This is a genomic window from Oceanobacillus sp. FSL K6-3682 (assembly GCF_037976165.1).
GTDB lineage: Bacteria > Bacillota > Bacilli > Bacillales > Amphibacillaceae > Oceanobacillus > Oceanobacillus sojae.
In genome coordinates, this window is sequence record NZ_CP150263.1 from 2,326,019 (window position 1) to 2,346,327 (window position 20,309).

General features: G+C 37.1%; 21 protein-coding genes. 15 read left to right on the top strand and 6 right to left on the bottom strand.

The genetic code is table 11. The features are described 5' to 3' along the window. Positions 1 to 38 precede the first annotated feature (38 nt). The 3 genes from MHH51_RS11525 to MHH51_RS11535 all read right to left on the bottom strand — a co-directional run bounded on the left by MHH51_RS11525 (position 39) and on the right by MHH51_RS11535 (position 3,367). The gene (locus MHH51_RS11525) at positions 39 to 1,418 is read right to left on the bottom strand and encodes an aldehyde dehydrogenase (RefSeq protein WP_339286170.1); all 1,380 of its coding nucleotides are present in this window, start codon (positions 1,416 to 1,418) and stop codon (positions 39 to 41) included. 187 nt (positions 1,419 to 1,605) lie between these two features. Then, complete coding sequence (rnz, locus tag MHH51_RS11530; RefSeq protein WP_147207845.1) at positions 1,606 to 2,523, bottom strand: ribonuclease Z; 918 nt, start codon at positions 2,521 to 2,523, stop codon at positions 1,606 to 1,608. A gap of 100 nt (positions 2,524 to 2,623) precedes the next feature. Further along, a complete protein-coding gene (locus MHH51_RS11535; RefSeq protein ID WP_147207844.1) occupies positions 2,624 to 3,367 on the bottom strand; it encodes a glycerophosphodiester phosphodiesterase family protein in 744 nt (247 codons plus the stop codon). Between the two features lie 207 nt (positions 3,368 to 3,574). On the opposite strand from MHH51_RS11535, the gene MHH51_RS11540 reads away from it, so the two are divergent. Next, positions 3,575 to 4,381, top strand: a complete 807-nt coding sequence (locus tag MHH51_RS11540) for an SDR family NAD(P)-dependent oxidoreductase (protein ID WP_147207843.1) — start codon at positions 3,575 to 3,577, stop codon at positions 4,379 to 4,381. A gap of 124 nt (positions 4,382 to 4,505) precedes the next feature. Here the strand turns inward: MHH51_RS11540 and MHH51_RS11545 are convergent, their stop codons facing one another. Continuing rightward, on the bottom strand, positions 4,506 to 5,426 hold the full coding sequence (locus MHH51_RS11545) for an aldo/keto reductase (RefSeq protein WP_147207842.1): 921 nt from the start codon (positions 5,424 to 5,426) through the stop codon (positions 4,506 to 4,508). An 817-nt stretch (positions 5,427 to 6,243) separates the two neighbouring features. On the opposite strand from MHH51_RS11545, the gene MHH51_RS11550 reads away from it, so the two are divergent. The 3 genes from MHH51_RS11550 to MHH51_RS11560 all read left to right on the top strand — a co-directional run bounded on the left by MHH51_RS11550 (position 6,244) and on the right by MHH51_RS11560 (position 8,213). After that, complete coding sequence (locus tag MHH51_RS11550; RefSeq protein ID WP_147207841.1) at positions 6,244 to 6,786, top strand: NUDIX hydrolase; 543 nt, start codon at positions 6,244 to 6,246, stop codon at positions 6,784 to 6,786. A gap of 131 nt (positions 6,787 to 6,917) precedes the next feature. Then, positions 6,918 to 7,562: a stage II sporulation protein M gene (spoIIM, locus tag MHH51_RS11555; RefSeq protein WP_147207840.1), complete on the top strand. Its 645-nt coding sequence runs from the start codon at positions 6,918 to 6,920 to the stop codon at positions 7,560 to 7,562. Positions 7,563 to 7,739: 177 nt separating this feature from the next. Continuing rightward, the gene (locus tag MHH51_RS11560) at positions 7,740 to 8,213 is read left to right on the top strand and encodes a Fur family transcriptional regulator (protein WP_077603089.1); all 474 of its coding nucleotides are present in this window, start codon (positions 7,740 to 7,742) and stop codon (positions 8,211 to 8,213) included. Between the two features lie 196 nt (positions 8,214 to 8,409). On the opposite strand, the gene MHH51_RS11565 is transcribed toward MHH51_RS11560, so the two are convergent. Next, on the bottom strand, positions 8,410 to 9,273 hold the full coding sequence (locus tag MHH51_RS11565; protein ID WP_339286175.1) for a fructosamine kinase family protein: 864 nt from the start codon (positions 9,271 to 9,273) through the stop codon (positions 8,410 to 8,412). 237 nt (positions 9,274 to 9,510) lie between these two features. On the opposite strand from MHH51_RS11565, the gene MHH51_RS11570 reads away from it, so the two are divergent. The 4 genes from MHH51_RS11570 to MHH51_RS11585 all read left to right on the top strand — a co-directional run bounded on the left by MHH51_RS11570 (position 9,511) and on the right by MHH51_RS11585 (position 13,266). Continuing rightward, on the top strand, positions 9,511 to 9,708 hold the full coding sequence (locus MHH51_RS11570) for a DUF4227 family protein (RefSeq protein ID WP_147207838.1): 198 nt from the start codon (positions 9,511 to 9,513) through the stop codon (positions 9,706 to 9,708). 2 nt (positions 9,709 to 9,710) lie between these two features. Continuing rightward, entirely contained in the window at positions 9,711 to 10,601 is an 891-nt protein-coding gene (xerD, locus tag MHH51_RS11575; RefSeq protein ID WP_147207837.1) for a site-specific tyrosine recombinase XerD, read from the top strand. Positions 10,602 to 10,752: 151 nt separating this feature from the next. Continuing rightward, a complete protein-coding gene (gene deoB / locus MHH51_RS11580; RefSeq protein ID WP_339286178.1) occupies positions 10,753 to 11,934 on the top strand; it encodes a phosphopentomutase in 1,182 nt (393 codons plus the stop codon). Positions 11,935 to 11,973: 39 nt separating this feature from the next. After that, entirely contained in the window at positions 11,974 to 13,266 is a 1,293-nt protein-coding gene (locus MHH51_RS11585; protein WP_156985369.1) for a pyrimidine-nucleoside phosphorylase, read from the top strand. A gap of 320 nt (positions 13,267 to 13,586) precedes the next feature. On the opposite strand, the gene MHH51_RS11590 is transcribed toward MHH51_RS11585, so the two are convergent. Beyond that, entirely contained in the window at positions 13,587 to 14,309 is a 723-nt protein-coding gene (locus MHH51_RS11590) for a 3-ketoacyl-ACP reductase (RefSeq protein ID WP_339286180.1), read from the bottom strand. 162 nt (positions 14,310 to 14,471) lie between these two features. Between MHH51_RS11590 and MHH51_RS11595 the strand changes: the two genes are divergently transcribed. The 7 genes from MHH51_RS11595 to MHH51_RS11625 all read left to right on the top strand — a co-directional run bounded on the left by MHH51_RS11595 (position 14,472) and on the right by MHH51_RS11625 (position 20,137). Beyond that, positions 14,472 to 15,650: a D-alanyl-D-alanine carboxypeptidase family protein gene (locus MHH51_RS11595; protein WP_147207833.1), complete on the top strand. Its 1,179-nt coding sequence runs from the start codon at positions 14,472 to 14,474 to the stop codon at positions 15,648 to 15,650. Positions 15,651 to 15,833: 183 nt separating this feature from the next. Further along, complete coding sequence (gene spoIIAA / locus MHH51_RS11600; protein ID WP_147207832.1) at positions 15,834 to 16,187, top strand: anti-sigma F factor antagonist; 354 nt, start codon at positions 15,834 to 15,836, stop codon at positions 16,185 to 16,187. Continuing rightward, positions 16,184 to 16,624, top strand: coding sequence for an anti-sigma F factor (gene spoIIAB / locus MHH51_RS11605; protein WP_147207831.1), 441 nt, complete (start codon positions 16,184 to 16,186; stop codon positions 16,622 to 16,624). Before spoIIAA ends, spoIIAB begins: the two co-directional genes overlap by 4 nt. A gap of 7 nt (positions 16,625 to 16,631) precedes the next feature. Continuing rightward, positions 16,632 to 17,387: an RNA polymerase sporulation sigma factor SigF gene (gene sigF / locus MHH51_RS11610; RefSeq protein WP_147207830.1), complete on the top strand. Its 756-nt coding sequence runs from the start codon at positions 16,632 to 16,634 to the stop codon at positions 17,385 to 17,387. 140 nt (positions 17,388 to 17,527) lie between these two features. After that, a complete protein-coding gene (locus MHH51_RS11615) occupies positions 17,528 to 18,145 on the top strand; it encodes a stage V sporulation protein AA (RefSeq protein WP_147207829.1) in 618 nt (205 codons plus the stop codon). Further along, positions 18,123 to 18,551 (top strand): stage V sporulation protein AB, encoded by a 429-nt coding sequence (locus MHH51_RS11620; protein ID WP_339286183.1) that lies wholly within the window; start codon positions 18,123 to 18,125, stop codon positions 18,549 to 18,551. Before MHH51_RS11615 ends, MHH51_RS11620 begins: the two co-directional genes overlap by 23 nt. A 113-nt stretch (positions 18,552 to 18,664) precedes the next feature. Then, positions 18,665 to 20,137, top strand: coding sequence for a spore germination protein (locus MHH51_RS11625; RefSeq protein WP_339286184.1), 1,473 nt, complete (start codon positions 18,665 to 18,667; stop codon positions 20,135 to 20,137). Positions 20,138 to 20,309: the final 172 nt, after the last annotated feature.

Here is a 20,309-nt window from a genome sequence, read left to right on the forward strand (position 1 = left end):
TTCTGATTTAATAGATGTAAAATCAAGGCTTTTTATTCTTAGGACAGGAATTTCTTTAAAATATTTGATGAAACCGTGCCGCCTGTATAACGGAACGGAAAATCAAATTTCGTAGTTTGCTTTAAAACACTTTTCTGATGCGAAAAAGTATTAAAGCTGGCTTTTCCATGATAACTTCCCATACCGCTTTTCCCAACACCGCCAAAAGGAAGATATGGGTTTGCTAAATGGAAGAATGTATCATTGATAGCACCGCCGCCAAATGAAACGTATTCCATTACCTGGGATTGCATTCTTGGATTTTCACCAAAATAATATAAAGCTAGTGGTTTTTCCTTTGATTTAATAAGTGAAAGAGCATCTTCAATATTTTCAAATTGCAGTACAGGCAGAATTGGTCCAAATATCTCTTCCTGCATAATTGGATCATCCCAATCAATCTTATCAAGAATGGTAGGCTCAATGATAAGATCTTCCTGATTATATTCTCCGCCGTGTACAATATGATCCTCGTTCAGGAATGAAACTAAACGTTTAAAATGATCTTCATTAATGATTTTTGAATAATTCTCACCCTGAATCAAATTCTTACCGAAAATGGATTTAATCTGTTTTTTCATTGCTTTCAGCAGTTTGAATTTAACGGATTCCTGTACTAATAAATAATCAGGAGCAACACAGGTTTGTCCGGCATTTGTATATTTTCCCCAAACAATCCGTTTTGCAGCAATTTGAATATTTGCATCTTCATCAACAATGGCAGGGCTTTTCCCTCCGAGCTCCAATGTGACAGGTGTCAAATGCTCGCTTGCAGCACGCATAACGATTTTTCCAACAGCACTTCCACCAGTATAGAAAATATGATCAAACCGCTGCTTTAACAGCTCTGTTGTTTCTTCGACAGCCCCCTGAATAACGGAGAAATAGGATGGATCAAAATTCTCTTCTATCATTCTGGCAAGAAGATCAGAGGTATGTGCAGCATGCTCAGAAGGCTTCAATACTACTGAGTTGCCGGCTGCGAGTGCTCCAATAATCGGTACCAGGGATAATTGTAAAGGATAGTTCCATGGCGATATAACCAGTACAACACCAAGCGGCTCCTTCATAATGTAGCTCTTAGAGCCTTTATGAGTTAATGGAGAAGCAACTTTTTCAGGCTGCATCCAGTAACGGAGATTTTTAATTGTAAAATCTAATTCTGTATGAATAATCCCCATCTCGGTAGTGATAATTTCATGATCTGGTTTATTCAAATCTTTTTTTAGTACATCATATATTTCAGTTTCATAGTCTTTAAGTATTTTTTTTATTTTCTCTAATTGATGTTTACGAAATGTATAATCAACCGTATTTCCTTGCTCAACATACTTCCGGTGATCATCAACGATTTGTTGATAATTTTCTTGTAAGGTCATCAAATCTGTCTCTCCCTTTCTTCCTTCAAGAGGATGTTCAAAAAGTCTAATAAAAATGACACTTCGTGAAAGGACTTTTTATGAAGTGTACTTACGTACTTAAGTGCATACGATGTGCTGCCAGGAGCTTGCGCTGCCTCGAACTTGCCGGTCCTTTTTATCAGTCTTTTTCAACACGCACTTCAAACTATAATTGAAACACACTAAAGTCGCTCGCAACAGAGGTATTCGAAAACACTTCTCTTGCTTCTTCAAGAAACGCATCCATCTCAGAAAATTGATATCTTGAAGATACATGTGTCAAAATTAATTGTTTACAACTAGCGTCAACTGCTAATTTTGCAGCTTGTATATTTGTTGAATGAAAATAGTTTCTTGCAAGTATTTCTTTATTTCCAGCAAAGGTTGCTTCATGAATTAACAGATCGCTGTTTTTAACAAATTCTTCATGTGCCGTCTGATAGGTTGTATCACCAAGAATAGAAATAATCCTGCCTTTTTTAGGTTGACCGATAAAATCTTTTTGATGAATAACTCTGCCATCTTCAAGAGTGACAGAAGGTTTTTCTTTTATTTCCCCATAAATCGGACCAGGACGGACACCTTTTTCTTTTAATTTTTCAACAAGCAGCTCACCTGGTTTATCTTTTTCAACAATACGAAAACCAAAGCTTGGTATGCCGTGTGAAAGTTTTTTTGCATATACTTCGATTGCTTCTGTTTCAAATAATAATCCTTCATTTATTTCAATGATTGTAAGAGGATAAGTTAAATGGGTATGACTCAAGTTTAAAGCATATTCAATAAAGTCCTTTATTCCCTCAGGACCATAGACAGTCATCGGTTTATCCGTACCAGCCTGAAAGGATCGGCTGCTTAAGAATCCCGGCAATCCATAAATATGGTCTCCATGCATATGGGTAAGAAAGATTTTATTTATTTTTCCTGGTTTAATTTTTGTATGAAGAAGCTGATGCTGTGTTGCTTCTCCACAATCAAACAGCCAAACTTCGTTTAGTTCCTGCAGCATACTCAGCGCAATTGCTGTTACATTCCTTTCCTTAGAAGGAAGTCCGGCTCCAGTGCCTAAGAAAGTAATTTCCATGTTTCCATCTCACCCTATATATAATATTATAATTAAAGATTTTACCCAAATACGCATCAATCATCAATGTATAAGGCTAAAAATTCATGATTGTCCCTTATTAAATCAAAAAACTGCGATATAATTTTTTCCGTGCAGCAAATGCTTTGTCAGGAACATCTGTAAATACGCTGTCTACTTTGTATGAAAAACAGCGGTTCAAAAGACGGGATGAATTAACTGTATAAACCCGTACAGGAATCTCGCTTTTTAAGGCCTCATTTACAAGACGCTGCCGCAAAAGTGTGTGCTTTATATGAATAGCTGTTGCTCCAATTGATAGAGCATATGCTAATAAATCCCGTCTGATTCGTTTTGTTAACCAGCCGATATTCGAAATTTTTTTAAAGCTGGCCAGGCGCGTTATGCTTTTATTAGAGAATGTAGAGAAGTATGTTCTATCTGTCATCTGATACTGCTCGATAAGCTGATATGTAATTTCCTCCAGGTTCTTATATTCAATTTTGTTATTTTTCAATTCTAAATGAAGCATTAATGGTTTATCTTTTATCCAAGCAAGAAATTCCTCCAATGATAAAATGCTTGTTCCTGTAAATTTGGGATGAAAAGATTTTCCCATATCCAGTTGTTTTAATTGTTCCAGCGTATATTGATTAACCCAGCCTTTTTCTCCAAAAATCCGTTTCAAGCTTTCGTCATGGAAAAGGACAGGGATATTGTCTTTGGTTAATTGTACATCTGTTTCAATTCCATCTGCCTTCATTTCATATGCAAGCTTAAATGCAGGGAAACTGTTTTCAGGGGCATATCGGCTTGCTCCCCGGTGTGCGATAATGGATGTCATGGTCTCACCCCCAACTTCATTGTGTTAGATTTTTGTTTATAAGTCAATGTTTAAACAGGTGTACGGGATAATTGATTCGTTGTACAATAGGTATAGTATGTCCACTTAATAGGATGTTCAAAAAGTCCAATAATAATGACGCGGTGAATTTCTTCATACTTTTTGAACACGTACTTAAATAATTATATGAAGTAAGGGTCGATAATTATGAAAATAGGAATAAATCATTCTGTTAATGAGAAAAAAATTATTATTACCGGTGCATCTAAGGGGATAGGAAGAGAACTTGCCAAGGAAATTGCTGCCCAGGGCGGTATACCAATTCTAATAGCGAGGTCAAGAGAATTACTGGAAGAATTAGCCGATGAAATAGACGGAAATAATGGTCTTTGTAAGATTTATCCGATTGAAAAGTTCTCAAGGGAACTTATTGATGAACAGATTAATGAAATCATGGAAACAGAGAAGCGTATTCACGGATTAATTAACAATGCAGGGTTTGGCGTATTTGAGAAGATAGAAGAACTAGATATGGAAGAGTTAGAGGAAATGTTTCAGGTAAATGTTTTAGCAGGAATTCAATATGCAAAAGCATTTCTGCCGCATTTTCTGCAGTTTAAAGCAAAATCACATATTATAAACATTGTCTCCCAGGCTGCAAAATTACCGACTCCCAAAGCTGCAGGATATGTTGCTTCCAAACATGCAATGCTTGGCTTTACGAATGTACTCAGACAGGAGACCAGAGAAAGCAGTTTGACGGTTACTTCTGTAAATCTGGGTCCTGTAAAGACGAACTTTTTTGAGATGGCGGATAAGGATGGCACATATCAACAGAATGTAGAAAAATATATGCTCAAGCCTGAAAAGGTCGCAGCTAAGATAGTTCGTTCTTTATTTACTAAAAAAAGAGAAATTAATATGCCGTGGTGGATGGAAGCCGGAAGTATTTTGTACCGTCTATTCCCTGGATTAATGGAAAGCGTCTTAAAAGCTCAATTTGATAAAAAATAATGGTATGCTGATTTTTAAAATGAGGGCAGCTTCAGAGAGGAACGATACCTTGCTCTCTGAAGCTGGCCGGTTATTTTGAACACGAAAATTCCCAGATCTCAGGGTAACTAGAATATTATTAATTCTAGCGGTGCTGCTCATATTGAGCAGCTTTTGTCAGCTGTTGCAGAATAGGATATGCAGCGTCCGTGATTTCATTGATAGATTGGTGGACAGCAATATTCTGTTCTAATTGTTGTAATGAGCTTGCTCCAAACACTGTTGATGTAACAGCAGGATGATTGGCAACATAGTACATTGCTAATTGTTGGAGAGAGCTGTCAGGTAAAGCCTGTTCGAGCTCATAGTAAAGAGATTTTAATTCATTATAAGAATAATCGAGATATCCATCTTTTCCTTTTTTATCCAATACTTCATCAGCTTTATTGCTCAGCAGTCCTTTAGCAAGCGGTCCGCGGGCAACGACACTGATTTGATTTTCTTCTGCAATTGGTAAAATTGCTTCCTCAGGCCGCCTATCTAAGAGGCTGAATTGTGTCATTAAAACATCGATAGAAGACCGGATTGCATATTCACGGACGACATTCGGACGTATAGAGGAAATTCCATAGGTGCGGATTAATCCATCTTTCTTTAATTCTTCAAAAGCCTCAATTGTCTCGCCAACAGGATCATCTAAGGTGCCGCCATGAAGCATATACACATCAATATAGTCTGTATTTAATCTTTGTAAACTATTACGGACAGCTTCATGGATATATTTTTTCGATGGGTCCCAGAACCAGTTATCTTTTCCTTCCTGGAAATGATTTCCGACTTTTGTTGTAACAACCACATCAGATCTGCGGTGTTTAATTGCTTCTCCAACGATTTTTTCATTTTCACCAAAATTATAAAGGTCTGCCGTATCGAGGTGATTAATTCCTTTATCTAAAGCATAATCAATCATTTTTTTACCTTGCTCAGCATTTGTTCCCAGGGACATACAGCCAAGCGTTAAATCAGAAATTTCAATATTGCTTGTACCAAGCTGCCGTTTCTTCATGTTATTCCTCCTCTATGAATTACGTATGCATATATTGTAGAGGCAGATGGAAAAGAATACAATTAATATACATATTGAAGAAATACCTATATTTGTCTGTAATAACACAAATAGTTTTTAGAAGGAAATTCATTTAAAAAAAACGTACCTGAAAATAAGCTTCTATACCATACTATTCCAAGATGAACATGTTCTTCATTATCCCGTTTGCATTTTGTTAAATCATCCTTCAATTGAAATGGAGGTTGTGTATAGCTCCTGCAACCAACCACTCCGCTTTCCGTTGTACAAATGTTTCTGATGGGACGAGTAATCGCAGTCCCAGGACGCGCAAGTGCAGGCGTTGTGACAACGCTTTTCGATAGGGTGAGTAATCGCAACCCCAGGAGTCACGGGTTTAGCCTGCGAACCACGTAGGGGTCTGCGTGGTTGGTCTGCGCTCAGTTAGGCTTCTAAAGCGAATGAAAGAAATCATAGCCTGATGGAGTTAGCTGAAGAGCATGCCCCTAGGAAAGCAAAACAGTCCGCCGCAGTGGTGGCTTTACACGTTACCTTCTTTCTAGATAGAGTTTATAATTCACCAAGAGATAGATGGAAGGAACGATCAACTCTAGTCTCTATGATAAGCAAGTTATTTTTTAAGGTGCAAAAGTTGAGTAAAAAATAAAACGTATCAGAAGAAAAATTAGTATGGACTTGCTACAATAGAGCATAGCGAATTAGAATGAATAGGAAGATAGACAAAAATGAAACTTCCTTCCACGGAAGCTTTTTGAATGGATATCTATAATAATTTATAAAAGGTGGAGATGGAGACATGCATCGTTTTGAAGAAAAAACAATTACAACCAAGAAAATATTTGAAGGAAATATTATAGATGTTCAATTGGATGAAGTGAAGCTGCCGAATGGAGAAACAGCTAAGAGAGAGCTTGTATATCATCCTGGAGCAGTAGCAGTAATTCCGATTACAGCAGATAATAAAATAGTGCTTGTAGAACAATATCGCAAACCGTTAGAAAGAGCTTTAATAGAAATTCCGGCAGGGAAGCTGGAAGAGAACGAGAATCCGTTAACTGCAGCTGTCCGTGAACTGGAAGAAGAAACAGGCTATACAACAACAAATCTATCACAGGTTACATCTTTTTATACATCGCCGGGATTTGCTAATGAGCTGGTATACGTCTATATTACTAATGATTTAATTAAAATGGAAAATCCGCCTGCCGGGGATGATGATGAATTTGTAGAAATCATGGAAGTGACTCTTGAAGAAGCAAAAAAACTTGTAGAAGAAGGGCGTATTCAAGATGCAAAAACAAATTACGCTGTGCTTTATTTACATGCTTTAAATAAATAATAAAGGCAACGTTGCAAAAATCATAGTATGACCAATATGTATATGCTCTATCAAAAGATAAAATTAATAGGTATGTTTAAAGTGGGGTTCTCATAGATTGTAGTATAAGAACTATAGTCAGGAGGATCCACATGTATAATCCCTCTCGTAATTTATTTATGGAGCATATAAAACGCCATACAACAATTTATGTATTTACAATCATTCTTTTTCTGACAGGTATCGTATTCGGAGCTATCTTAGTAAATAGTATGGATTTTGTACAAAAACAGAATTTATTCTTCTATTTAGAACGTTTTTTTACGCAGCAGACAAATGACGGTGAAGTTATCAGCCGGCAGGATATCTTTATCAGAAGTCTTCTTTACCATATAAAGTATCTCTCCTTTATGATTTTATTGGCACTGAGTATGATTGGGCTTCCGATTATATGGATTATGGTATTTATGAAAGGATTTGTTGTCGGTTTTTCAGTCGGATTTATGGTAAGCCAGTTAGGGGGCCAAGGGTTGCTTTTGTCAGCTATATCCATCGCTCCTCAAAATCTATTAATTATTCCTATCTATATTATTGCTGGAAGTGTATCGATGATATTTTCTATAGGCTTATGGCAGAAATTATTTTTAAAGCATCATCACCAGGAGATTCTGCCGCCTTTTATCCGATTGCTTATTATATTCGCTATTTTAATGGTATTTACTGCTTTAGCAGCATTAATGGAAGCTTACCTGTCCAATACCTTAATGTTAGAATGGATTGAAAGATATAATGGATGATTATTAAAAGACCTTCTTACTTTATGTTATTCGCTTAAATCTTGCTAAGAGACTCCATTTATAATATAATAACCAATATTAGTTTGTAATAATTATTATTAATAATTGAGAATACTCTTTGACACATGGAAGATAGATGCATATAATGAAGATGTAAAGTGAGGGAGGCGACTATCCATGGAACACCGGATTGAAAAGATAAAAAAACAGCTACATTCGCATAGCTACAAATTAACTCCCCAGAGGGAAGCTACGGTTCGAGTGCTTCTGGAAAGAGAAGACGATCACTTAAGCGCGGAGGATGTTTATCTTCTTGTAAAGGAGAAATCACCGGAAATTGGTCTGGCAACCGTTTATCGTACATTAGAATTATTATCTGAATTAAAAATAGTAGACAAAATTAATTTTGGCGATGGTGTATCAAGATATGATTTGCGTAAAGAAGGCGCAAAACACTTTCATCATCATTTGGTTTGTATTGAATGTGGCTCTGTTGAAGAGATTGAGAATGATTTATTAGGTGAAGTGGAGCAAATTGTTGAAAATGATTGGGGCTTTGAGGTAAAGGATCATCGGTTAACCTTTCATGGGATTTGTCGCCAATGCCAGGCAGCAGCCGTAAAAGAAGATGTTCAAAAAGCAACCCCCTAATCAGAGTAAAACCTTTTTCGAATAGAGAAAGGTTTTTTTATTGGGAAAAATACATACATGAACAAGAATAGGAGCTGGCATATTTGCACTATCTTAAGGGTGCAGCGATTTCGCTGATATGGCAACCAGATTAAAATAAGTGGCAGTATCTGTTTGTTGTACTGTCACATATTTTAATCTGAAAAAGGTGAATAATTTACCTGATATATTTTTTTAGAATCCGATCCACAACAGCCCCATAAGCTTCTCCAAACATATTTAAATGAACAAGCAAGTAGAATAGCTGGTATATCGGCTTCACTTCCTCATAATAATCCTCTAATGAAAGAATTTCCTTATACTTACTATAAAAAACTTCTGAAAAACCACCAAAGAGCTCTGTAAATGCAAGCTCAAATAAATGGTCCCCATACAGCACGGAAGGATCAATTAAATAAGGTTTTCCTGCCTGACTCGTTATCCAATTTCCTCCCCATAAATCGCCGTGCAATAAAGAAACCCGTGGCTGGTTTGGCAGATATTTATCTAAATCACGTATCAATGTTTCCAGTTTTAAGCGTCTTTTTTGGTTCATCCGATTAAACTTTACAGATAAATCTAATTGTAGCTGTAGACGATGATCGCGAAAATACTCGACCCAATCGCTATACCAACCATTTGTCTGAGGCAGTTTTCCAATATAAGTCGGCTTACCTAACCCATACTGAGCGGAGCGGTCAGTTAAATGCATAGAAGCCAGCTGTTCTCCTAATTGCTGCTCTGTCGTTGCTGTTTTTTCACCCTGAATCCATTCCATTATCAGCACCATTTCTTTATTGCTAGAGGATTTGTCATAGTAATAAACTTCCGGGACAGCAATTGCTTGTGTTGAACGTATTCTTTCAAGACCATCAGCTTCCACCTGAAAGAAATCATCGGCAGTATTCCGATTCGCTTTTACAAAGTATTCTTGTTTTTCGGTTTTTATATAATATGCCTGGTTAATATCGCCTCCGGAAATAGGAGTCATTGTTTGAATAGACGTATTGTCGCCAATTTGTTTTAATTTTTCTTCCATCATCTGTATGAACTCCTTTTTGATTTTATTATGTCATAGAGCTAAACAGCCCAAAAGTGTTTGTAGTTTAACTCTGGTTCCAACCATTGTATAATATTAACAGAAGAAGATGTTTCGTTTTTTTATTTCCTTCATCTTTTTCTAGTATTTTTAAAATTGTTATTTGCATATTCTAACTGTATAAGTGTTTGTTTACAATACAACATAATAATAAACATTCAGATACAGGGAGGTCAGAATATGGAAAAACATTTTAAAGAGGCTGTTAAAATATTTATTTGGTTTATGATAGGAGCCTGCTTTTTTACGGTATGTTTACATTATATATATAATGAATTTCAAGAAATGCATCGTTATGATTCACCTGAAGGGCCAGCGGTTAAGGTGATATACGAGGAAGCTGGCTGGTTTCCATTTGATATTTTGAAAGGAGAATAGATATGTTGAAATATGCATTAGAAGATTTCTATCATTTTCTACGGGTAGAAAGAGGGCTGTCTGATAATACTATTACCTCTTATCAAAGAGATCTTACTGCTTATGAAAAACAATTGACAAAAATAGGATATAACGAATGGAATGACATAAGCCGTAATGATATTATGCGTTTTTTATATGAATTAAAAGACAGCGGTAAGTCAACTGCAACAATATCCAGGCATATTTCTTCAATCAGATCCTTTCATCAGTTTTTAATACGGGAGAGCATTGCTGATACGGACCCCAGCCTTCATATTGAGACTCCGAAAAAAGAGCGGAAGCTGCCGGACACCCTTTCTCAGGAGGAAGTAGAGAAATTATTAAGCATTGAAACAACAACACCTCTGTCGTTGCGTAATAAAGCCATGTTAGAATTGTTATATGCTACGGGATTACGTGTATCTGAAATGATAGGTTTAAAATTGGAAGATTTACATTTATCCATGGGTTTTGTTCAATGTATGGGGAAAGGTTCAAAAGAAAGGATTGTTCCTTTGGGAGATACAGCCAAAAAAGTTTTAGAGGAGTATATGCAAACGGCAAGAAAAGAGCTTTTGAAGAAAAACAAGCAAGAGAATGCTCTATTTGTAAATCAGCACGGCCGGCCATTAAGCAGACAAGGGTTCTGGAAGATTTTAAAGGGACTTGCGATGGAAGCAGAGGTACATAAAACCATCACCCCGCATACGTTAAGACATTCTTTTGCAACGCATTTATTGGAAAATGGTGCCGATTTAAGAATCGTGCAGGAAATGCTGGGACATGCAGATATATCCACTACACAAATTTATACACATGTGACGAAAGCAAGGTTAAAAGATATTTATCAAACTTACCATCCCAGAGCATAATCTTCAGTCAATGATTAAGCTGTTAAATATCGAAAAGCTTTTCAAATAAAAGAAATTCCTTTATTCTTGTGTTGTCAGACATCTAACATCTGTAATAGTGATCATACTGAGCACTTGTTTCGGGAATATAGTACATAGGAGGTAGATACAAATGAAACAATTTAAGCGTGTTTTTTTAATTGTCATGGATTCAGTTGGAATCGGGGAAGCTCCCGATGCAGAAAAGTTTAATGATTTAGGGTCAGATACATTAGGGCATATTGCAAAAGAAATGAAAGGGCTTGATATGCCGACTATGGGCAGCTTAGGTCTGAGCAATATCCGCGAAATTGAAGGAGTTGATCCGGCAGATAAGCCGAAAGCGCATTATACAAAAATGCAGGAGGCCTCTAATGGCAAAGATACAATGACCGGTCATTGGGAAATTATGGGTCTTCGTATCGATCAGCCATTCCGGACATTCCCGGATGGTTTCCCAGATGAGCTTATTCAAGAGCTGGAAGAAAAAACAGGCAGAAAAGTAATTGGCAACAAGCCGGCCTCTGGTACAGAAATATTAGTGGAGCTTGGGAAGGAGCATATGGAAACTGGCAGCCTGATTGTCTATACATCGGCAGATTCTGTATTGCAAATTGCAGCACATGAAGATATTGTTCCAATTGATGAATTATATCGGATTTGTGAAATTGCGAGAGAGCTTACATTGGATGAACGTTATATGGTAGGGCGTATTATTGCCCGCCCGTTTGTTGGAGAGCCCGGTGCTTTTGAACGTACTTCCAACCGCCATGATTATGCATTGAAACCTTTTGGACGTACTGTAATGAATGAATTAAAGGACGCTGGAATTGATGTCATTGCGCTTGGTAAAATATCTGATATTTATGATGGAGAAGGCATTACAGAGGCTGTTCGTACAAAGGATAATGACGATGGCATGGTAAAATTAAGTGAATCTATGAAAAAAGATTTCACTGGCCTAAGCTTCCTTAATCTTGTTGATTTTGACGCGAAATACGGGCACCGCAGAGATCCGATTGGCTATGGGCAGGCACTGGAGACTTATGACAAGCAGCTTCCGAAAATACTCGAACAGTTACAGGAGGATGATTTGTTAATTATTACAGCCGATCATGGAAATGATCCGACCCACCATGGAACGGATCACACACGGGAGTATGTACCGCTTATTGTTTACCATACAAACATTAAAGAAGGAAAAGAATTTCCTTTACGTACAACTTTTGCTGATATTGGTGCAACAATTGCAGATAATTTTAATATTCCTTTACCTGAGCATGGCACAAGCTTCCTGAATGAGATAAAGAACTAAAAGAGAATTGTTCATCATAATATAGAAAGGATGGTTAACATGAATACCATAGAAATTATTAATAAGAAAAAATATGGTAAAGAATTATCCTACGAAGAAATCGAGCATATTGTAAATGGATATGTTAATAATTCCATACCAGATTATCAAATCTCAAGCTGGCTTATGGCTGTTTATTTTCAGGGGTTAAATAGTGATGAAACCTCCGCTCTCACAGACTTAATGGTCAAGTCGGGAGAGACAATTGATTTATCCTTTTTAAATACAACAGTTGTAGATAAACATTCTACTGGCGGTGTAGGGGATAAGGTAAGTTTAATTGTTGCTCCCATAATTACTTCTTTAGGAATTCCTTTTGCGAAAATGAGCGGACGCGGGCTGGGACATACGGGTGGTACAGTAGACAAGCTGGAATCGATTAAAGGGTTCCATACAGAGCTCCCGTTACAAAGATTTAAAGACCAGGTGAAAGAGCTTGGAATCGCATTAGTCGGCCAATCAGGAAATTTAGTACCGGCAGATAAGAAGATTTATGCATTAAGAGATGTGACAGGAACAGTAGATTCAATTCCTTTAATAGCCAGCTCTATAATGAGTAAGAAAATTGCTTCCGGTGCAGATGCAATTGTCTTGGATATTAAAGTCGGCAACGGTGCTTTTATGAAAACAGAAGAAGAGGCAAAGAAGCTGGCTGAAACAATGGTCGCTATCGGTAAAAAATTAAATCGGGAAACAGTGGCTGTGTTAACCAATATGGATCAGCCTCTCGGAACAGAGATTGGTAATGGAAATGAAGTGTTGGAAGCAGTAAAATTATTGCGCGATCAGGAGTATAGTCAGGATTTATACGATGTATCCGTAGAAATAGCAGCACAAATGGTTTTCTTAGCAGGAAAAGCAACTACCGAAGAACAAGCCAGAAAGCTTGTAAAAGAAGTGATTCAAAGTGGAGAGGCTTATGAAAAGTTTGTAACCTTTATCGAAGCACAGGATGGTAAGGTAGACAGTATCCATGAAATTGAGGCTAAACAATCTATTGATGTAAATGCTGAACAGGCAGGATATATTGCTTCTATAGAAACCCAGCAATTAGGAGAAGCTGCTATGCTTCTCGGCGCCGGCAGAAAAACAAAGGATGATCAAATTGATCATCAGGTAGGAATCACTTTCCATGTAAAAACAGGTGATAGGCTGCAGGCAGGCGCTAAACTTGCAACAATTCACACGAACATGGAAGATAACGATACTGTCATTAAGAAAATAAAGGATGCTATTACGATATCGGAAAATCCTGTTCAAGTAAAACCAAGTGTTATTGGTATTGTTAATTGAAAATAGTTTCATTAAAAAAAGATTTAGAAGGTATTTGTCTTCTAAATCTTTTTTTAATGAATAAGAAAGTATATAAAAATGTTGAAAACAACCGCTCCAGAAATACACTACGCTTTCCGTGGACCCCGAGCTCATCTCCTCGAAAAAAAGAGGTACATTTTTTCCTGTGGGGTCTTTTTTCGAGGAGGCTGAGCGTTGCCCATGGAAAGAGGCTTCCTTTGACTGCGATTACTCGTCCCACCGAAAACCGTTGGAGCGGACATCTCTTTGGCAAGAACACCATCGTTTTAAAGACCAAGTGATTTTCTTGGTTTATTTTATTAAAATGGATTGGTCGCCCATTGGGCGGATTGCTTAATAAAAATACGCTGATTTAATTTTAGCTGAGCTACCATATATTCCGCAATATCCTCAGGCTGCATAAACTTGTCTTCGTTTTTCTCTTCCAGTTTATCACCAAATGCTAATTCGGTTGCAACTAAGCTTGGATTCATAGTAAATACGCGGATATTTTCTTTGCGAACTTCCTGCATCAGAGCCTCTGACATACCCTGAATGGCAAATTTGGAAGCACTGTAAGCAGTTGATCCTGCAGTTGCTTTTAATCCATTGCTGGAGGAAACATTAATAATATCTCCTTTTTGTTTGCTTACAAGATGTGGAAGAACTTCTTTTAAAACATGGTATGTTCCAAAAACATTCACTTCAAAAATATGCTTCCAGACTTCCTCATCCATATCCTGAAAGTTGCCGTAATCACTTATTGCAGCATTATTTATTAATATATCAGCTTTCCCTAATTTCTGTTCAAACTGCTGAACAGCTGTTTTCACCTGATCAGGCTTAGAAATATCTGCTCTGCAGATAGCAATATTCACACCATATGTTTCCAGCTCTTGCTGTGTTTCTTCAAGATTTTCTTTTCTTCTGGCAATTAAACCGAGATGAACACCTTCTTTTGCAAAATGATGTGCAGCTGCTTTTCCAATTCCGCTGCTTCCTCCTGTAATATATGCAATTTTACCGCTTATTTCCTGCCCCATTTATAAAACTCCCTTCTTTATCTAATCTAGTTCCAGTATAGGGCAGAGTTTATCGAACAACAAAAAAGATGCTCCTATTTATAAATTTCAAATTAAAAATAGTATGAAATAAAGCCAAAATGGAAATCCTAAAAGTATTATTGTGATTTGGAGGGAAGCAGTATGAAGCGACTAATCGTATTGATGATTGGATTACTTATCGGAACGACATTTTTCAACTATTCAACTGTTTTAGCGAATGAAGAAAATAAAGAAAAAACAAGCTTAGCCGAGGATGCATTATCAGGGGTTTTAATTGAACAGAATACCGGTACAGTACTGTTTGACAAAGATGCGCACGAACAATTACCGCCAGCCAGTATGACAAAAATAATGACTCTGCTTTTAATTATGGAAGCTTTGGAAAAAGATAAAATTTCAAAAGAGGATATCGTTGTCGTAAGTGAATATGCCGCTTCAATGGGGGGATCTCAAGTATTCCTGGAGGCTGGGGAAGAAATGTCTGTAGATGATTTAATAAAAGGGATAGCAATTGCTTCCGGAAATGATGCCAGCGTCGCAATGGCAGAGACTATTGCAGGAACAGAAGAGGAATTTGTCAGTAAAATGAATAAAAAAGCAGAAGAACTGGGTCTTAAGGATACCCATTTTGAAAATACCACCGGGCTTCCGGCAGACAATCATTACAGCAGTGCTTATGATATGGCTGTCATGACAAGAGCATTATTACAATATGAAGATATTACGAACTATACGTCTATCTATGAGGATTATTTACGCCAGGGGGAAGAAAATGAGTTCTGGCTTGTGAATACAAATAAACTGATTCGTTCTTATCCAGGTGCAGACGGCATGAAAACAGGATATACAAATGAAGCAAAGTATTGTCTAACTGCTACAGCAAAGCGGGATGATATGCGGGTGATTGCAGTGGTTATGGGTGCTGAAACACCTAAAGAGCGGAATAAAATGGTATCCGGATTACTGGACTATGGCTTCCAAAGCTATCATACAAAGCAGCTTTTTGCCAAAGAAGAAACTGTGATGGAACTAAACCAAATAAAAGCAAAGCCTCAAAGCTTTGACATTGTTACCAAACAGGATGTTCATAGCCTTCATAAAAAAGGAGAAGAAGAACCGGCTGTAACAACAGAAATTTCTATTCAGGATGATTGGAAATTTCCAATTAAAAAAGGAACTGTTGTCGGGGAGCTTATTGTCAAAGAAAATGACAAGCCTTTATATACTACACCATTGATTATTAATGAAGATATTACACAGGCATCTATTCCTGAATTAACAAAACGAACATTGCAAAAAATGGTGAAAGCAGCCGATTAATACGTATTTCCACTTCTTTTGTCGAGTAGCAGGAAATAGTCATTTGTTTAGAGAATTCCTTATACTAAGGATGTTCAAAAATCCGTTAAAATCAATATAGTGAAAAGAATTCGCCGGATTTTTTTGAACAGGTATTTCAAGCAAAGTGTAACTATTTCACAACAAAGAGGAGGAGCATTGCACATGGGATTACAGACTGAATTTGAAGTAAAAGGCGATGTGCTGATTGTACGTATGCAAGGTGAATTGGATCATCATGAAGCAGAAGGGTTAAGAGATACGTGGAAAGATTGGATATATATGCATTCCATTAAACATATCATCTTAAACCTAAAGGGAGTAAGCTTTATGGACAGCTCTGGATTAGGTGTTGTTTTAGGGCGTTACAAAGAGATTGTTCAATTAGGGGGAGAGATGGTTCTGTGCTCTGTAGCTCCTTCCCTGCACCGTCTTTTTGATATGTCAGGCTTTTTCAAAATTATTCGTTTAGAGGAAGATGAAGAACGTGCACTTCAAGGCTTGGGGGTGACATCATGAAAAATGAAATGAATATTTCTTTTTCAAGTGTAAGTGAAAATGAAGCTTTTGCCAGAGTTGCTGTTGCATCCTTTGTCACACAATTGGATCCAACAATGGAGGAATTAACAGAAATTAAAACGGTGGTATCTGAAGCAGTGACCAATGCTATTATTCATGGCTATGGAAGCGAACCGCATCATAAGGTTTATATTGACTGTGTGCTGTATGATGGGGAAATAGAGCTGACCATACGTGATGAAGGACAAGGCATTTTGAATATTGATGAAGCAAGGGAACCTTTATTTACATCAAAGCCAGAAATGGAACGATCCGGCATGGGTTTTACAATTATTGAAAATTTCATGGATACCGTGGAAGTCATTTCTGCTCCTGAAAAAGGGACTTCCGTTTATATGAAGAAGCAATTATCAAAATCAAAAACGGTATACAACTAAAAAATCAATGGTGAATATTCATAAAACGGAGGAAAGAGAGCAGCTTTCCAATGAACAGGTAAAGAAAATGATTCAATTAAGCCAGTCTGGTGACAATGAAGCAAGGGAAGAGCTTATCCGTCGAAATGTCCGGCTTGTGTGGTCAGTTGTTCAACGATTTGTAAATCGCGGATATGATCCAGATGACTTATTTCAAATTGGAAGTATTGGATTGATCAAAGCAGTGGATAAATTTGATCTCTCCTACAATGTGAAATTTTCTACCTATGCCGTTCCCATGATTATTGGCGAGATACAGCGTTTTATCCGAGATGATGGCAGTGTAAAGGTCAGCAGGTCCTTAAAGGAGATGGGGAATAAAATTCGCCGTAAACGGGAAGAAATGGCAAAAGATTTAGGGCGATCTCCATCTATTAATGAACTTGCTCAAGCTTTAGAGCTGGAACCAGAGGAAATTGTGCATGCGCAGGAGGCTGCAAAATCACCTCAGTCCATACATGAAACGGTCTATGAAAGTGATGGTGACTCTATTACTTTATTAGATCAAATAGCTGATCAGGATTCCAAATGGTTTGAAAAATTATCCATTCAAGAGGCTGTCCGTTCGCTTACTGAACGGGAAAGACTTATTATTTACTTACGTTATTACAAAGACCAGACGCAAACAGAAGTAGCGGAAAGACTCGGAATTTCTCAAGTTCAGGTCTCCAGACTGGAGAAAAAGATTTTAGAAGATATGAAAAAAAATATGGATGCCGGATGACAGGTATATGAAGCTTATTTGTGTAAATAACACAGATAAGCTTTTTTGTTGTTAAAGGATTTGGGTTTAAGGCTTATAATTTGCTTTCTTTTAACAAATACTAGTTGTTAAGGAAAACAGATTAAGGGGGGATTTTGATTATGGCAGAGCTTGTCTATATAAGAATGCGGAAGAGAGTGGTTCTGGAACAATGGCAAGAACTTAAGTTAAAAGAAATTGCTTATATATCCACGCATTCGGATAAGAAAGAATTACTGGAAAACACGCCTATTTACCGGCTGTCTAAAAAAGATAAAAGTATTTTAGTGATTGACAGCTTTTTAATCATTGACCACCTCACAAAAAAATATTCAAATTTTGAATTTCAACTGCTTGGGCCAGAACAGACCCTCATACAAATTGAACCGCATAAAAAGCCGACACATCCATTGATTATTACATTTGTTTGGTTACTTCTGTTTGTAGGCTCAGCAATGACCATCATGAATTTTCATTATGATGTTAGTATGCAGCCCGTTCAGCAAAAACTGCATTTTATCCTGACCGGTGTAGAAAATGAGTATCCTTTATGGATTCAAATTCCCTATTCTATAGGTCTTGGATTAGGAACGGTTCTTTTTTTTAACCATTGGTTTAAAAAACGTTTTAACGAAGAACCAAGCCCGTTAGAAGTAGAGATTTTTAATTACCAGCAGGATTTACAGCAGTATATTAATACGATGGAAAATGAGCTAAATGATCCAAGAAATTCTTCTTAGTATCCTGCAAATTTTTATCGGATTCAGTAGCGGCATTGCTGTTGGTGCGGGATTTGTTGCTTTTATTACGGTGTTAGGGATCATCCCGAGGCTTATTCAATTGAGTAAGACAGAAAAGTATATAAAAGCCTATGGAGCTGCAGTGATAATAGGGATGTTAATCGGAGCTTATTTCTCATTTGCCCCTATCTCAACATCACAGTCTGTTGTTGTATTAATACTGTGGGGGTTATTTCATGGTATTTTTAACGGAATGTTAGCTGCAGCATTAACAGAAGTATTAAATGTTTTCCCTATTCTCACGCGGAGAATAGGGATGGGAAGCTATGTGATCTTATTCATGATGGCATTGTTGCTTGGTAAGGTGTTCGGTTCATTATTTCAATGGATCTATTTTGTCCGGTAAAGGCAGAATCAATCATAACTTCCTGATTAAATATAACTGTTTAATTCCAGGCTTTAGAACAATGAAGTTATAAGTGTGAGATTAATTCGAGATAACATTCAGAAGGTGATAATATGCAGACAGACAAAGAAAAAAAGAAGTCTATTTCTCCTCATATTGAAGATACGTATGCATATATGAAAAAGAGGGTAGGTTTAGAAGAATCGTATGATTTGGGATATAGAGAAACAGTGGTCTTGAATCAGCGTATACAGATGTATTATGTGAATGGTTTAACGGATACATCCGTTGTACAAGAGATTTTAAAGGTAATGGTTGAAGTCAATGATAATGAATCGGAAAGTGGCAAGATTGGAGAAATCATTGAGAATAGATTAGTCCATCAGCAAGTAGAGCATGTTACTACCATGGATGAAGCTGTTGACGAAGTGTTAAGTGGACTCATTGCCGTATTTATTGACGGGAAGGATTATGCACAAATTATTGATGTGCGTAATTATCCGGGAAGAACGCCGGAAGAACCAGATACAGAGAAGGTCATTCGCGGATCAAGAGATGGGTACACAGAAAATATTGTAGAAAACACAGCGCTTACCAGAAGACGTCTGCGTGATGAAAAGCTGCGGAATGTCATGCTGAAAGTTGGCGAACGCTCAAAGACAGACGTTTGTCTCACTTATATTGAAGATGTAGCTAACCCAAACTTAGTAAGGTACTTAAAAGATCTAGTTGAAAAAATTGAAGTAGATGGCTTGTCTATGTCCGATAAATCATTGGAAGAATTTTTATTAGTTAAAAAATGGAATATTTACCCTTTGGTTCGGTATACAGAAAGACCGGATGTAGCGACAAGCCATTTATTAGAAGGCCATGTCATTATTTTTGTGGACACTTCTCCAAGTGCTATTATTGTTCCGACAACTTTTTTTCATCATATGCAGCATGCAGAGGAATACCGGCAAGTACCCGCAATCGGTACATGTATTCGATTTATCCGCTTTCTGGCAGTATTAGCAGCTTTATTTCTATTGCCAACTTGGCTATTATTTGCAGTTGAACCATCCTTATTGCCGGAGAAATTAAGCTTTATCGGCCCTAATGATGAAGGAAATGTACCGATAACCGTTCAAATTATCATTGCAGCAATCGGGATTGAGTTTTTAAGAATGGCGGCGATACATACGCCAACGCCATTATCAACAGCGATGGGGTTAATCGCAGCTGTTTTAATTGGAGAAATAGCAATTGAAGTTGGATTGTTTTCACCAGAGGTTATTCTGTATATTTCAACAAGCGCGATCGGGAACTATGTAACACCAAGCTACGAATTAAGTGTGGCCAATAAGGTAATTACAATAATTCTTGTGCTGGCTGTAGGCTTATTCGGATTACCGGGTTATATGATTGGGATCACACTTTATATTTTATTTATTGTTCAGATCAGATCTCTAAGAACACCATATATGTGGCCATTACTGCCTTTTAATTTAAAAGCAATGACGCACATTATACTTCGTATGCCGGTTCCATACACAAAGCATCGTCCCAGTATTGTACATCCACGTAATAATTACCGGCGCCCTTAAAAAAACAGAGGAATGGTTTTCCTTTTATAGATTGGTTACGGTATATTCAGGTGCTGCAGGTTTATCGCAATTTCCTTCATTAAAGGATAAAAGAATCCTTACTGAAGGAAGCTTCAGTTTATTTAGGCTTTCATTATTTACTGTATTGTGATAAAGTATTTTATTATTTGAA

Coding starts and splice junctions, on each gene's coding strand:
- MHH51_RS11525 (WP_339286170.1), bottom strand. CDS start 1,418: ATGACCTTACAAGAAAATTATCAACAAATCGTTGATGATCACCGGAAG.
- rnz (WP_147207845.1), bottom strand. CDS start 2,523: ATGGAAATTACTTTCTTAGGCACTGGAGCCGGACTTCCTTCTAAGGAA.
- MHH51_RS11535 (WP_147207844.1), bottom strand. CDS start 3,367: ATGACATCCATTATCGCACACCGGGGAGCAAGCCGATATGCCCCTGAA.
- MHH51_RS11540 (WP_147207843.1), top strand. CDS start 3,575: ATGAAAATAGGAATAAATCATTCTGTTAATGAGAAAAAAATTATTATT.
- MHH51_RS11545 (WP_147207842.1), bottom strand. CDS start 5,426: ATGAAGAAACGGCAGCTTGGTACAAGCAATATTGAAATTTCTGATTTA.
- MHH51_RS11550 (WP_147207841.1), top strand. CDS start 6,244: ATGCATCGTTTTGAAGAAAAAACAATTACAACCAAGAAAATATTTGAA.
- spoIIM (WP_147207840.1), top strand. CDS start 6,918: ATGTATAATCCCTCTCGTAATTTATTTATGGAGCATATAAAACGCCAT.
- MHH51_RS11560 (WP_077603089.1), top strand. CDS start 7,740: ATGGAACACCGGATTGAAAAGATAAAAAAACAGCTACATTCGCATAGC.
- MHH51_RS11565 (WP_339286175.1), bottom strand. CDS start 9,273: ATGATGGAAGAAAAATTAAAACAAATTGGCGACAATACGTCTATTCAA.
- MHH51_RS11570 (WP_147207838.1), top strand. CDS start 9,511: ATGGAAAAACATTTTAAAGAGGCTGTTAAAATATTTATTTGGTTTATG.
- xerD (WP_147207837.1), top strand. CDS start 9,711: ATGTTGAAATATGCATTAGAAGATTTCTATCATTTTCTACGGGTAGAA.
- deoB (WP_339286178.1), top strand. CDS start 10,753: ATGAAACAATTTAAGCGTGTTTTTTTAATTGTCATGGATTCAGTTGGA.
- MHH51_RS11585 (WP_156985369.1), top strand. CDS start 11,974: ATGAATACCATAGAAATTATTAATAAGAAAAAATATGGTAAAGAATTA.
- MHH51_RS11590 (WP_339286180.1), bottom strand. CDS start 14,309: ATGGGGCAGGAAATAAGCGGTAAAATTGCATATATTACAGGAGGAAGC.
- MHH51_RS11595 (WP_147207833.1), top strand. CDS start 14,472: ATGAAGCGACTAATCGTATTGATGATTGGATTACTTATCGGAACGACA.
- spoIIAA (WP_147207832.1), top strand. CDS start 15,834: ATGGGATTACAGACTGAATTTGAAGTAAAAGGCGATGTGCTGATTGTA.
- spoIIAB (WP_147207831.1), top strand. CDS start 16,184: ATGAAAAATGAAATGAATATTTCTTTTTCAAGTGTAAGTGAAAATGAA.
- sigF (WP_147207830.1), top strand. CDS start 16,632: ATGGTGAATATTCATAAAACGGAGGAAAGAGAGCAGCTTTCCAATGAA.
- MHH51_RS11615 (WP_147207829.1), top strand. CDS start 17,528: ATGGCAGAGCTTGTCTATATAAGAATGCGGAAGAGAGTGGTTCTGGAA.
- MHH51_RS11620 (WP_339286183.1), top strand. CDS start 18,123: ATGATCCAAGAAATTCTTCTTAGTATCCTGCAAATTTTTATCGGATTC.
- MHH51_RS11625 (WP_339286184.1), top strand. CDS start 18,665: ATGCAGACAGACAAAGAAAAAAAGAAGTCTATTTCTCCTCATATTGAA.